Origin of the sequence: Kitasatospora sp. NPDC059803, from assembly GCF_042732255.1 — a bacterium.
In the GTDB taxonomy this organism is placed as follows: Bacteria; Actinomycetota; Actinomycetes; order Streptomycetales; family Streptomycetaceae; genus Kitasatospora.
In genome coordinates this window covers 13,359-26,891 of the sequence record NZ_JBHWIJ010000032.1, presented here as the reverse complement: position 1 = coordinate 26,891, position 13,533 = coordinate 13,359, and the positions used below count along the sequence as shown (strand labels likewise).

Genomic DNA, 13,533 nt, shown 5'->3' with positions numbered 1-13,533 from the left:
GCCGATCTGAGACCCGGCGTTCGGGGCCCAACTGCCGGCGGATCACCTGTCCTCGCCGGTGGAGCTGTGGCGCACGTGATCGACTGCGGCAGGGGAGTCCGGTTCGGTTGCCGGGACGGCTCAGAACAGTTGAAGTTGGCCTTCCTCCTCCGGATCCGTTTCGACCGCGAGGCCTGGGGCGGGGGCCAGCGAGGGATCCACTGCGGCGGCTGCGTCCCCCGAGTCGTCCTGCTCAGGATCCTGCTCTCCGCCCTCGGCCTGCATCGGTAGCACGTACTCCTGCGCGAGGCCTGCCAGGTGCAGGGGCAGCGGCATCGAGATCGGGTCGGTGTACTCGGGCGCGTGGCGCAGCTGGTGCATGGCCAGCGCCAGAGCCTCGGGGCGATCGCCGGCCGCTGAACCATTCGATCGACAGCCGAGGACGGCAATCTCCACTAGCGCGGGGTTCCAAGCCTGCTTGCCGACCTCATTCACCAGGTTTCCCTTGCTGTTCCGGCGCAGCGCGAGCCGATCGAGGGTGACGGCCGTCTTGGTGAACGTGACTGGTTTGCGGGTGGTGCTGTAGAAGACCCGATGATTGAGCGGACGGTGGACTCCGGCAGGCAGCTCCTCGCCCCAGAGCCCGGCGTAGATACCGTTGTCACCGCCGTCCTCGGCCAGCCCCCAGCCCTGTGGTGTCTCGCGCCCGGCTCCCCCTCTGATCCTGACCAGGCGAAGCCCGGGGTCGAGTCCCCGCGGACCAGCTGCCCCGTCCTCCACCGCATCCGGTTCCACGCGCCCGTCCTGCAGCCACGGCCAGTGCATCCGGCTGTTCTGGGAGTGGGTGATCAGGACGGTGCGGCCGCTGGTAGTCCGCAGGGAGAAGAGCATCCGCTGGATGAAGGAGGCGGTCTCGCGACGCTGTTGGGCGAGGTTCGCTCGCCATGACGTCCGATTCGGGACTGCCGGGTCGCCGGCGTCGTCCGGTGCACTTCGCGGTGCCGGGAGGAGAGGCTGCGGAGGATGGCCGTCTGTCGGATCGATCTCCGCCTTCCGGACCAGCTTGAGCAGCAGCTCCGGATAGGGAATCCAGTCCTGCACCGTCGGGTCGTCGTCCCAGCCCTGCACCTGCGCCAGTCCCACGTGCTCTGCCGCCGGTGTGACCAGCACCGCCACCGGGAGGTGTTTCGGCAGCAGGGTCGGTCCGTCCTTCCGGCGCTTGACCATCCACAGGGCTGCGTACCGCAGGTCTGCCGGCAGATCGACGTCGTTCGACAACTGCGGCAGAGCGCGCACTCCCAGTTGGCGCAGCCCGTCCTCCCACGCCGAGCGCAGCCGGTGGGGCAGACTGCCTCCACTCTCCTGCTGTGCTCCGAGAGCACGGGGGACGGTGTCCGGAACCACGGTGAACTGAGTGAGCACCCCGGAGTCGGCACACCCGAGGCGCATGGCGAACTTGGGGTCGGTGTCAGCGGGCCTGAAGACGCTCGGGTGCGCGATCTCGACGAGCGCCAGTGCTGGTGTCCCGGGTACCGCGCCGTCCGCCAGCAGATGATCGCGGATCGCCGACCGCCGGGAACTCACGCTTTGGGCGAGGCGGGCTCCACGCCTGGGCACGGACGGGTCGAGTTGAAGGGGATCGGCCAGTCCCCCGGTCAACGGCAGGCAACGGAGTTGGACGGTCAGCTCCGGTGCCTGCCACTCGAGGACGACGGGGCTGCCTGGGCCCGCCGCTTCGAAGACGGCCTCCACCTGGTCCGCACTTCCCACGGGGGCGCCGCCGTCACCGCAGAGCCCCAGTGTGCCGATCAGGGCTTCTGTAGCGCTCTTTCGCAACTCATTGCTCTGCCACAACAACCGGATCTCCACGGTCGGGACACCGTCGGTACCGGTTCGGCGGCGGGCATCGACAGCAAGGGCCACCCGTCGGAGCTGGGCGGTGCCCTCCCGGTACTGGTCCGTGATGCTCTTGGGCCGGGCGTTGGCGGGTTGGGCTGAGCGGGTGCCGCAGCTTTTGAGGTCCGGCACGCGGATCAGTCCATCGGGCAACGCCTGCTCGGCCCAGGCGATGATCGCCGACCGTTGCTGCGGCATCAAACCGGTTCCCACGGCGTGAGCGCCCATTCGGGTGCTGTGGACGACAGCGGCCTGGATGCCTGAGCCGTCCTCGGCGAGCCACGGTTCCGGCTCGGCGAGCAGCTTGTCCGGAGCGGGAAAGGCGGAGTCCAGGGAGAGTCCCTTCAGCAGCCCCGCAGGGTCGTTGCCGAGCCAGTCGAAGGCCTGCGCCTGCCGATCGCGTGCCAGCCTGGCCACCGACCAGCGGCTACTGAGCGGGAGGCCGGGAAGCCACGGCAAGGCTGGGCGTAGGTAAACCGAGGTCGCGCCCTGATAGCGCAGGTTGAGTCGGCCGGTATCGGTGCGGGGACGCGTGGCCCACCGGCGGACGCCCAGGTGGAGGTGGAGCCGTGGTCGTGGATCGAAGGGAACGGTGTGCAGGGTTACGTTCAGCAGGATGGAGTACCACCAGGACGCGCGGCCGGTGACGTGTTGCAAGGGCTGTGACATCAGTTCGGCCCCCTGCTGCCGCGGCCCTCGCGTCACGGTGCGGAACCGCAGTTCACCTCCTTCGAAGGTGTAGGGCGGCAGGGCTGCGATCCGTCGCGCCAACTCATCGGTGGCAAGCTGGAACTGGAGCGCGGATGGGATTGCGGTGCCGCCCTTGCTGGTGGGGGTCTGCAGCAGGGCGATGCCGGACACCGGCTGCCAGGAGGGAGGCTGTTTCTCGATGCCTGTCGCAACCTTCAGCAGCAGCCGATGGTGCTCCGGGGTGCCGAGTGTCTCCGGTCGCCCCAGCGTCCGCAGCCAGACGGTCAGGAAGCGGCTCAGCAGTGGGTCGGGCAGCGGGTGGTCGTCCCCCGATCGGCGATAGAGCCAGAAGTCGTCGAGGGCGGAACCATCAACGGTGGCCGGTGGCCGGTGTCGCGGACGGACGATCAGATCCGGCGCCAAGGTCTGCAGCGCGCCGTCCAGCCGTCGGGTGGGCGCTGTCTGCCACCGGTGCTGCTCCGTGCGGCCGATGTTGCACAGCTCCAGCACCCCTGGATTCAGATGCTCGGGGAAGGGCAGAGCGAGGTAGTCGACGGTCCACGGGCTTGCATCCGGGGTGCTCACGTAAGCGGCGCGGCGAAGGGTGTCGTACAGGGCCACGGAAGACTCCTCGTTCGGTCGGCCGCATGACGTGGTTGAGAGAGAATCACGTCTCCAGGCTGCTCAGAGCGTCGTACAGCGGCTGGTAAAGAGCTCGAACCAGGGCCGCATCAGCCGGTTCGGCACGCCCGCTGAAGTACGGAGCGAGGACTTGGCGAAGGCGGGAGAGCAGTCCGTCATCGAGTTCCCAACGGCGACTTGCGTCGGAGCGGTCGGGAGGAGTGGCGAGGTCGTGATCCGTGAGGGCACGGGGGTCCGCTTCCTGGACGGTGGACTCCGGAGCCAAGGAGGCTGCCAGCGCCGGGGCGAATGCGGCATCCACGAAGACCACCCGCGCGGGGACCCCACCGCGGACGAGACGGCCGATGACCTGCCAGATCGTGGTCAGCTGATCCCATGCGAACGACTCCTTCTCCCGAAGGGTGAGCCGGGAGTACATGTAGCGACGGGACAGCAGCCGTCGCCACTCGGCTCGGGCCGCATGGCGAAAGGCGAGCCCCGAGGAGTCCAGGCCGCCGGCCTTGGCGACGAGCTCGCTGAAGGTGCCCTGCTGCAATCCGGGAAGGTCACGTGCGAAGCGCGTCACCCAGTCGTTGATGGCGAAGACCGAGAGGTAGAGGTCGTCGGGCACGGGGTGGGGGCGAGTCAGGAACAGCACGGTTCCGAAGGCCGCCACCCTTTCCTCGCCAGGCCGATGGGGGACCGTCAGGATGTTGTGCCCGCGTTCGACCGCCAGGAGTGGCGCCACCAGCAGCTCGGCCGTGTCGTCCTCGGCGAATGAGGCCAGGTCACCGCGGCGCACGGTTCCCGGGAGCGACGTCGCAAGGTCCTGCTCCAGGTCGGCGTCATCGGCGATCAGGACCCGGACGCTCGTGCGCCAGCGGTCCATCTGCTGGAGCACGTCGGCGGCTGTCAGAGCGTCGCGGTAGCTCCCGACCAGGAGCAGGGCACGCCTTCGGTGCTGGTCGGGGATCCGGGCCAGTTCTCGTTGGAGAAGGCCCGCAGTTTCGGCTGGCCCGGGCTTGCCGAGCTGCCACACCATGGTGCGCAGGACCTTGTCGTGGTTCTCCCGACGCGCGCCGGAGAGCCGGATCGGCGTGCCGTCGGAGTAGTAGACGAACTGGGTGCGGAACACGCTCTTGCTGATCCTGTCGATCGCGTCCGCTCGCGGTCGGAGCACCGCCTGAACCGGCGCGAGTACGTGCGCCCTGGTCGATGTTCCGGCCCAGCTCGACCCGGACATCAGCAGGACGTTGGGACCCGGTCGCCCCTGATCTGGGTCGGCACCGAGACGAGGCAGGGAGTAGAGCAGCTCGCGGCCCACCCCGGCGCAGCGGAAGAACCGCAGGGTCCCGCTCCGGAGGCCGTCGGCATCCTTCGGACCGTCGCGTTCGTCCGGCAGGTACTGGAAGCCGAGGACGTTGCCCATGGGCGACTCGGGGATGACCGAGGCGTAGTCGAGTGGGGGACGCCGACTGAGGTCGTTGCCGCTGGCGTCGAGATGGAGGGTGGCCTCGACCTGCGGCCACAGGAAGCTCACCTGATCCAGTCGATGGTGCAAGGTCGCCAGGAGCAGGGTGAACTCCAGCCTCTCGGCGTTGCACTCCAACCAGGCCGTGCTGCCACGCTGTCCCGCTGCAGCACTCCCGACGGGATTAAGGTCCGGTGCTCCGTCGAGCAGCCTTTCCAGAACCTTGTGGACCCGGGCGCGGGTGTTCCCCTCTGCGAGGGTGTGCAGCAGGTCCTGCGCAGCCGAGGTGAGGAGATCGGAGTCCGGCCCATGCGGCCCCAAGTCGCCGAGTGGATCGTCGCGGAAGACGTCCATGACGTGAGTGAGCTCGTTGCGCCTCGCAGCCCATGGTTCGCGGCCAGCGGCCGGGGGCGGGGCTGCATCCGGGGTCGGGTCGAGCGCCTCATCCAGGTCGTAGAGGCTGAGTTCGTCGGCCAGGGTCTCCGAGAGGTCGTCGTGTGGCCGTGGGTACCAGTCGGCGAGCAGCTTCTCCTGGAGAGTCCATGCGCTGAAGTAGTCGGTCTCGACCCATGCCTGGAGGCCAGGGTTAGAAATAAGCAGGGCGTACAGCCGGTTGGCGGCGTTGCTGACCACACCGAGTGAGGCTGCCCAGCGCTGCACGTCGCGGTCGGCCAGCGGTAGCCGGCTCTGGCGGGCCAGCTCCTCGATCTTGTGGGTGTCCAGTCGGTCGAGCCAGGAGTCGAGCCTGCGCCCCGGCACCACCAAGGTCGCAGAGGGGGCGAAGGCCCGGTCCAGCCCCATCTGCACGCGGTCGACCTCGTCCACGATGATGATGTCGCTGCGCAGGGCGGCCAGTTCGAGGTATCGGATCCGTTCCTCGTTGAGGTTGCGTGGGACCGATGTCTGGACGAGGCTCATCGGATTGGCAACCCAGACCAAGGCGTTCACCAGCCTGCGGGAGGCGTTGTGGCGCGGGCAGCCGCTCCACAGCGGGCACCCGTGCGCCGTCGAATGCCAGTCGCCGTCGCCGTCGCGGTCCGTGCCCGGGGCCTGGTCGGCGGTTCGCGTGTCCCCGAGGTGCAACACGGCCAACTCGGTGTCGAGGGCCGACTGACTTCCGGGAGCACGTGCCGGGTGGAGGCCGGTACATGGGGCGTCGGCAAAGCGGAGCGGGGTGTGCGCGTCGATGCCCCGCAGTGCGTCCAGCGGGCATGCGGTACTCAGGTCCGTGAAGGCGGGGCTCTCGTGGAGCAGAAGTGAGGACTTGCCGCGCCCGGTGAGCCGTCGGTGTACACGCTGGGTGTGGCGCTCACGCATGGTCCCGCCCATCACGGGGGCGACGTCCAGGTCCGGGCGGGCCCGGAACAGCTCCCGGAACTGGGCCGTGAGCGTGAGCTGTTCGGCTACATCACCCACGACGAGGGTGGTCCTCAAGCCGCGTAGCGCCGCCCACACAGCGATGAGCATCATCAGGGTGCTCTTCCCGGCCCCGACCATACCGACCATGTGGACGAGTTGGTCAAGCCGCAGAACGGTTGCGGGCTCGAAGCGGATGCCGTCGGAGTGGCGGGTATCCAGCCGCAGGTTGTTCAGTCGCTCCTCCCAGTGGTTCTGGTGCTGGGCGGGGCCCGGTTCCTGCTGGTCCATCCACTGCGCCGTCACCATGAGCTCGGCCAGGGGGACGTCGATCGGGCCGCCCTCACCGGGTCGGCCAGCCTTGAGGTCGTGGCCGTTTGGGGCACTCAGTGCCAACCCCTCCGGGATGGTGACGGAGGCGTAGCGGCGCTGCTCGGTGAATCGGTGCGAGCCGGCCGTGGCCGGGGGCAACGGGGTGCGGGAGAACGGTGCGGAGGAGTCAAGTGCGTTGTCGTAGACGGCGAGACGCCCCCCTGCGATGCGCGGTTCCACCCAGTGGGCCGGACCGCCGTGGACGGGGACACGATAAGCCCGAAGCCTCTCCGGAAGCCGCCGGTAGGCTTCCAGACTCTGCTGCCACAGGCGCCGACGGCGCAGGGTCCAGAGCAGCTGCCGTGCGTTGTAGAGGATCTCCTGATCGCTGGGCGTGATCCCCAAGCCGGATGCGAGCGCGAAAGGGTAGCCGCTGAGGAGAGTCCAAACGCTGTCGGCGCTTTCGTCGGGCGCGATGCGCTCCAACAGCCTCAGCCCCAGCTCGACCTGGCACAGAACTGCCGGTTTGGTGTCCTGATGTTCGGTGGGCCATGGCTTGAGCAATCGCACCAGTGAGGAGTGCCAGGAGCTGCGGTCACGCATCGGAGCCTCCGTCCAACCGGGCCTCAGAGCCCCGGCCTCCGCGCAGTCTGGCGCGGGCTCGCAGCACCAGATCGTCGTCCACCAGCAGGTGCAGTCCGCGTGCCGAGGCGGGGCGTGCCCGGCGGAAGGCCCCCAGATAGTCGTGGTGGCCTCGGACGCGGTACCGCGGAACGACCCAGCAGGCCTCGTGATAGGGGGGCGTCGTGGGAACCAGCGACGCCTTGCGGCCGAGCAGACCCGGATGAACGCGGTCCTTGACATCGATCGCCCACACATGGTCGTCAGGGAAGGTCACCCGCAGGTCGTAGGCGTCATAGGCCGGCCACATCTCCACGGTGAGACCCAGGCTGCGCAACGCATCCTCCAGTCCGACCTCGGCACGGCCGGGCCCTGTCACAAACTGTCGGAGCGGGCGCCGCAGTTGCAGGACCTTCCCGGTCGCGCTGAGCATCAGCGACCGGCCAGGCGGTGGCGGTCCCTGCTGCCGGCACTCGTCGCGCTCGCACCACCAACCGCCGTCGGTGAGTGGGACGAGTAGGGTCCGGCAGCGCTCGCAGGGGGTGTAGCGGCCGTCGCGCAGGTAGTGATCGGGTGCAGTCGGGTAAATGGCGCTCAGCAGGGACACCACCGGACACAGGTAGAGATCCCCGGCGAGCTCGGACCAGTCAGCGGAGGCCAGCACCGGCTGATCGACCAGAACGCGGCGGAACCGGGTGTAGGACTCGGGGGAATCGACGGCGAGGCATGCCTGGAGCGCAACGGCGATGGTGCGACGGTCGTACTGCCTTGCGGCGCTGTCCTTGCCGCCGTCGACCTTCCACTCCAGGCACAGCTCCGTGGGCATGCCTGAGTGACGGTCGATCAGGACATCTCCCGAACCGAAGGCCTCCTCGGCTTCTTCGTCGGCAAGTTGTAGGGGCCAGCGGTCCAACGGCCGGGTCCGGCACCAGCTGATCAACTCGGGCAGCCCGGAAGGGGGCGTGATCCTCCCGCGGAGGCATTCCAACACCACCTGGTCCAGTGCGCGCTGTGCCTCGGGAGGGTACGGAGGTGGGGGAATCGTCTGTTCGCGTTGTTCGGCGATCTCGATGATGGCCGTCGCAAGGACGTGGAGCAGCGGTACGTTGATCATGCTCGACTCCTGGGCTCCCGTGTCGGTGGAACCGTCTCCCGCGTCGTGTGTCCGGCCAGGTGTTGGGCGCCGGGCCGGCACCAGGAGCGGGCCGGGCAGTCGGCGCAGTGCGGTCCTGGCGCGGGGGCGAAGAGCGTGTCATGAAGGAGTGGTTCAGTCAGTTCCGCGAGGAGTAGCCGGGCCTCCTCCACGGTCTCGGGACGGCTCGGGTCGAGCTGTTCCAGGCTGGGGTAGTCCTCGTGCAGCAGCTCCAGTTCGACCCGGGAGCGCCGGGTCGTCTCCGGATCGAATCTCGACGCCAGCATCATGACGGCTATGGCCAGTTGTGGATGACGTCGCATCAGTGAGACGCCCTGACCAGGCAGGCGGGAGACGGTCTTGGTCTCGCGCCAGAACCAGCCGCCGTCCCTGGTGTAGAGCAGATCGGGTGTGGCGATAAGGAGCACGCCGAGGCTCGGTATGTGGACCGCTGACGTGTGCTGAACCAGGATCCTCTCCTCGGGGCCCAGAGCGTCGAGGGGGCATAGTGTTCGGTGCCAGCTGAGCATCGCGGCGGCCTGGCTTGCGATCCCTCCGGTGAGCCGGTGCCCGCCGGCCTCCCAGTCGTCAGGGTCCGCAGGGCCAGCGAGGTGGCGACAGCTGCGCCCGGGCCTGGTGCTGTGCTGGTCGTTGAGCCAGGCATCCACGGCTCGGCCTCGGCGTGTCTCCTCGGACTCCTTCTCCTCCAGGGCGCGGAGGTTAAGCTGCCGGTCGAGGTGGTAGCGAGCTGGGCAGGAGCGGTACGTTCGCAGATCCCAGGCGGAGATGTCCCTGCGGGAACGTTGCAGCGAAGGGGTTCCCGGCCACAGTCCTTCGGCCCGGCGCAGGGAGCCGCACCCTTCAATGGCCTTGCAATCGGTGCAACTCGTCCCTGGCCGGGTGGTGATGTCGACCTCGGCGCGGGCCAGCAGCGGGGCGGTGTGTGCGGCAAATGCTGCAGCGGCCTCCTGTGTCGACCAGTTCAGTAGGAGTGTCGAGTCGCCTGCGGCACAGCCGAATTCGTACACCCTGACGCGGTCCGGTCCGCGGAACGCAGAGTCGTCTGGTCGGGTGTAGGGCTGGCCGAATCGGGGACGTCTGCACGGCACTCCTCGGAAGAGGACGTGGGCGATGGCGGCCTGTTCGGCGATCGACCGATTCTGCTTGGCCTTGCCGTACGAAGGGAGCCACAGCTCACGAAGCCGTCCGTCGGCCGACTCGTAGCGCCGTCCCCAGGCCGTGTACTCGCGGACGGCCGCGGTGTCGAGATCGCCCGGGTCGGTGCGGCGTCCCCGGAAGGCGACCCATTCGAGGTTTCGCAAGGGGTGTGTGGGTGAGACTCCGGCGGCGGAAGTCTGCTGGCTCCGGCGGGCGACGAGGAATCGGGTGATGGCCTGAGAGGTCCAGTCGAGCAAGGACGGGTGAGCGGGCGGCCCGTACCCGAATGTTCCCTCGCTGGCGAAGAGTTGCTCGACAACGCGTTCAACCGGCTGATCTTGATGCTCGATCAGGTCGAGTGCTGTCATGAAGGGCGCCATGCCGAAGGTCTGGAGCCCTTTCCGCCGCGGGGGTTGGTGGGAACTCGGTAGGATCAGTGGTCGGAGCTTGGCAGCCTTGGCTCGTGGGCAGGCGTTGGGCTCCTCCCGTGCGGCTGTGCTGGACAGCCGGAGCAGCCAGCCGTCCCCCGTGAGGCCCGGCGGCGGAATCGGACGATTCACGGGATCCCTCCGTGGCAGATGGACGCCTTGCGTGGTGAAGGTGCTGCGGCATGACGACCGGAGGATCATCGCAGAGGTAGCCGAACGCGGTCAATGCGTCACTGAGCGCCATGGATGCGTACTAAGGTGTGCGCAAGATGCAGGCGGCGTGCCCGAACGATGTGCGCTCGGCACGATTGCATGATTGGGGGACCGTGGACGACCGCGAACTGCTTCCGGGCGAACGGGTGGGCGGGCGCTACGAGGTGGTCGAGCCGAAGGGCAAGGGGGGCATGGCCCGGGTCTACCGGGGGATCGACCTGGCCGATGGCGGTGCCGTGGCCCTCAAGTTCATGCGCTCGGACCGGGAGTGCCTCAAGCGGCTCGATCCTGACGAGCGAGAACGAGAGTGGAAGACCCTCCTTGCCCGCTTCGAGCGGGAGGTCCACCAACTCGGCCGGCTGCGTTTCCCGGGCATCCCCCGACTGCTGGGGCACGGGGAGCATTGCGGCGAGCGCTACCTCGCGATGGAGTATATCGATGGCCGGACGCTCTATGAGATCCTCAAGCAGCGAAGTCCGTTGCCGCACGCCGCAGCCGCAGCGGTAGCGGTGCAGGTGATCGACGCCCTCGCGCACGTCCACGCCTTGCCGCTGGTGCACCGGGACATCAAGCCCATGAACATCATGATCGCTCTTTCGGGCCTGGTCTCCGTGGTCGACCTCGGAATTGCCAAGCCGCTCGGCCTTGGTGTGTCCCAACTGACTGTTCATCAATCAACTCTGGGCAGTCATGGATACAAGTCCCCTGAGCAATTGATGGACCGTCAGCCAACTGTGGCGAGCGACATCTACAGCCTCTGCTGTGTCCTCTATCTTCTCTTCGAGGGAACCCCCCCGCATGACGGCCAGACCGAGGGTGCCCTACGCGATCAGCACCTGTACGAGCAGCCGAAGCCGTTCGGTTCAGCGGTCCCGGTGGATGTGGCTGAGGTCATTCTGAGGGGACTGGCCAAGGACTATCAGGACCGGCCTTCGCTCGCCGAGATCCGCGAAGTGATGGCCCGACACCTTCCGGCGCCCGGGGATCCTCCTCCCTCGCCCCGCCTTGAGTACGACCCGACCATTCCGTTCCGGCTACTGGAGAATCCTGCTCCGACGACCGAGGCGGCCGGGGAGGACCTCGAACAGCAGGAGGACATGCCGTGGGTGGGGCCGGCCGATCTCAGGAAGGCGATGGAGGCTGTCCAGGTGCTGCTGGACAGTGGGGATCCGGCAGGCGACGAAGTGGTGGAGCGCATCGAGGAACTTGCGAGGCTGGCGCTCCTCGGCCAGCAGCAGCTGGGTCTGCGCCGTGCAGTGGTTCGGGACGCGCTCTTTCTGGCAGCCGACGGACTGAGGGCGGAGGCGGGGGCCGGGAGGCATGCCTGCCGGCTGTACGAAGGGATCGCGCGGGACCTCACACACGCCAATGGGCCAGAGGAACGTGCCGCCGCGATCACTGCGCGGCTTCGCGCAGCCGAGTGCCGATTGGACCTCGGTGAGAGTGCGCCGACACTTGCCGCCCTCAGGGAGGCCGCTCAGACCACGGCCGAGCTTCCTCCGGCCTTCCGGGGCGAGCCGGAGTGCGCCCGCGGGGAGCTTGAGGAGAAGTACGTCGCGCGGGCGCAGTCCGCGGAACAAGCGTGGCGGGTGGTCCACGACCTGCGTCAGCGCCTCATGTGACGGCCGTTGTGGCGGCGGAACCGCCCAAGTCCACCCCGAGTCCGAGCGAGCCGCGCCACGATGCGAGGAGCGGGCCAACGGCCTCTCGGCGGCTCTCCCGACTGGGACCCGGGGCCCGCTGACGGTCCTTGCCCAACTGAGTACACCCAGTGACTGCACCGGTCCCGCAGGACCGGTGCACATCACCGAGAATCCCAGCGTGCTCGGGCCGGCCCTGCGTGCTTCGGCCGCACTGCCCACCGCTGGTCTGCACCTCCGGCTGGCCCAACACCGCCGTGATCTACCCGCTGCGCCGACTCGCCGAAGACGGCGCTTCCCTGCGCTAACACGGTGACTTCGATGGCGATGGCATCCGCATCGCAGCCCATGTGATGGCCAAGGCCGGTGCCGCTCCCCGGCGGATGGCAGCCGACGACTACCGGGCCGCCGCGCCCCTGGTTCCCTCGGGCCCCGATCCTGGGCGCCTGACGCCCGCCCCGTGGGACCGGGAGCTCGTCGACTCCATGGCCGACCTGCGCACCGCAGTGGTCGAGGAGGTGGTCGCAGATTTCCTCCTCGATGACTTGGCAGACCACCGAAACGAATAAAATGACAGCCTGTCCGACGGGCCGAGGGCTACCACCAGCGCTTCGGCCTCATCCACGTCGACTTCGCGACGCAGAAGCGCACCCCGAAGGCCTCCTACACCTGGTACCGCGACCTGATCGCCAGTCATCATGCGAAATTTGGACGTTAGTTGAGAGCTGCACAAGGGGTGCGGGTAAGGATCGCGACTGGGAAGGAAGCGACTGGCGAAATGCGAACCCGTAGCCGAGTGCCCCGCGCTCGGCGGTGATGACAGGGTGTCCGATAGGTCGGACGGTCTTCGCCAACGGTTCGGCCGGGGGCCGCGGCGGCCCCGGCCCGTCGATCGCGCCCGTCCTGGCTCCGAGTATCGTCTGATCCTTGACGGCAATGGGAACTCCGCCCGCCTCCAGGCGCCGTCACTTGTCCTCACCACCCGTGCCATCGGGTGACTACGAACGGTGAGGATGCCGGTCGACCGACACACCAGGGAGGGCCCGGATGGCGGACAACGAGCACGAGGACGGCGATGCGAACCCCTCGGAACTGCCGGCGCTGCGACTGAAGCTCTACGTCGAGTCGCTCCAGGTCCTGATGCCCGAGCGGCAGTTCAAGCTTCTGATGGACGTCCTGCGCGGCTATGCCGAGCTCGGCGGTGGGCGGATCGCGGTGAAGCTGGACGACGAGGAGCGGGAGCTGTTCACACCTGCGGTGCAGCGCGAACTGCTCGTTCTCCTCGGCCTGATCGGCGCCCTGACACCCGGACACGAGGACCGCGCCGACCGTGTGGTGGCCGACCTCGGCGACGGGGAGTGGGCCAAGGAGGTCATGTCGCTCGTACCGCTGGAGGTCGCCTCCGACCCGGCCCGACTGCGGGAAATGCGCGACCGGCTTGACGCCGCTGAGGGCCGGCGGGCGAGCGACCGCGCGACGGTCGAGGGAATCGCAGAGGCGAGCGGGATGGCGGGGACAGAAGAGGCCGGGCCCTCCTGACTCTCGACGTCAGCGCGGTCGGCCGCATGATCCGTCCGCGTGTACCGCGGCCCGAACACCTGCTCAGAACGAGCCAGTAGTGAGAGCGATACCCCAGGAATCCGAAGCAATCGCGAGCACGGGGGTTCGTGGCCCCGCGACCTACGACCTCGTGATCAGTCGCTGAATGGCGGGCTCGTCGTCGACCGCGCCGGTCTCACGCTGAAGTCTTGACCTCGGCCACGTTGAACCACCCTGGCCGCACCTCGACCAGCGGTGGTTTCAGCGACTCCACTGCGGACCGCAGGTCCTGCTCCGTGGGGTCGTGAGGCGCGGGCAAACTCCGGCCATAGCGGCGCAGCCGCCAGAAATCGAAGATCTCCCTGCCGTCGGCTGCGAAGTCCACGTCGATCTCGGTGCCGTTGTCGCTGATGAAGAGGCAGCCTGCTCCGTGGGGCGGGGTGGGGTGGGGGGGGATTTGGGGGGGGGGGGGGGTGT

The 13,533-nt window shown here is 68.3% G+C and carries 7 protein-coding genes and 2 pseudogenes; 4 read left to right on the top strand and 5 right to left on the bottom strand.

The features are described from left to right. Window positions 1–120 precede the first annotated feature (120 nt). The 4 genes from ACFV6I_RS08210 to ACFV6I_RS08195 are packed head-to-tail and all read right to left on the bottom strand — an operon-like array spanning window position 121 to window position 9,604. A complete protein-coding gene (locus tag ACFV6I_RS08210) occupies window positions 121–3,186 on the bottom strand; it encodes a pPIWI_RE module domain-containing protein (protein ID WP_380423940.1) in 3,066 nt (1,021 codons plus the stop codon). Between the two features lie 46 nt (window positions 3,187–3,232). Beyond that, window positions 3,233–6,928, bottom strand: a complete 3,696-nt coding sequence (locus ACFV6I_RS08205; RefSeq protein WP_380423939.1) for a hypothetical protein — start codon at window positions 6,926–6,928, stop codon at window positions 3,233–3,235. Continuing rightward, a complete protein-coding gene (locus ACFV6I_RS08200) occupies window positions 6,921–8,060 on the bottom strand; it encodes a hypothetical protein (RefSeq protein WP_380423938.1) in 1,140 nt (379 codons plus the stop codon). The genes ACFV6I_RS08205 and ACFV6I_RS08200 overlap by 8 nt, the downstream gene beginning before the upstream one ends. After that, entirely contained in the window at window positions 8,057–9,604 is a 1,548-nt protein-coding gene (locus ACFV6I_RS08195; protein WP_380423937.1) for a PD-(D/E)XK nuclease family protein, read from the bottom strand. Before ACFV6I_RS08195 ends, ACFV6I_RS08200 begins: the two co-directional genes overlap by 4 nt. Window positions 9,605–9,933: 329 nt before the next feature. On the opposite strand from ACFV6I_RS08195, the gene ACFV6I_RS08190 reads away from it, so the two are divergent. The 4 genes and pseudogenes from ACFV6I_RS08190 to ACFV6I_RS08175 all read left to right on the top strand — a co-directional run bounded on the left by ACFV6I_RS08190 (window position 9,934) and on the right by ACFV6I_RS08175 (window position 13,056). After that, window positions 9,934–11,499 carry a serine/threonine protein kinase gene (locus ACFV6I_RS08190; RefSeq protein WP_380423946.1) on the top strand — a complete coding sequence of 522 codons (1,566 nt, stop codon included), beginning with the start codon at window positions 9,934–9,936 and terminating at the stop codon, window positions 11,497–11,499. Window positions 11,500–11,648: 149 nt separating this feature from the next. Then, a pseudogene (locus tag ACFV6I_RS08185) lies at window positions 11,649–12,086 on the top strand (DUF2399 domain-containing protein). A 20-nt stretch (window positions 12,087–12,106) separates the two neighbouring features. Beyond that, a pseudogene (locus ACFV6I_RS08180) lies at window positions 12,107–12,235 on the top strand (family 1 glycosylhydrolase); the annotation flags it as partial. A gap of 329 nt (window positions 12,236–12,564) precedes the next feature. After that, complete coding sequence (locus ACFV6I_RS08175; RefSeq protein WP_380423936.1) at window positions 12,565–13,056, top strand: hypothetical protein; 492 nt, start codon at window positions 12,565–12,567, stop codon at window positions 13,054–13,056. A gap of 196 nt (window positions 13,057–13,252) precedes the next feature. Here the strand turns inward: ACFV6I_RS08175 and ACFV6I_RS08170 are convergent. Next, on the bottom strand, window positions 13,253–13,533 hold a 281-nt coding region (locus tag ACFV6I_RS08170; protein ID WP_380423935.1), incomplete at its 5' end, for a DUF6896 domain-containing protein.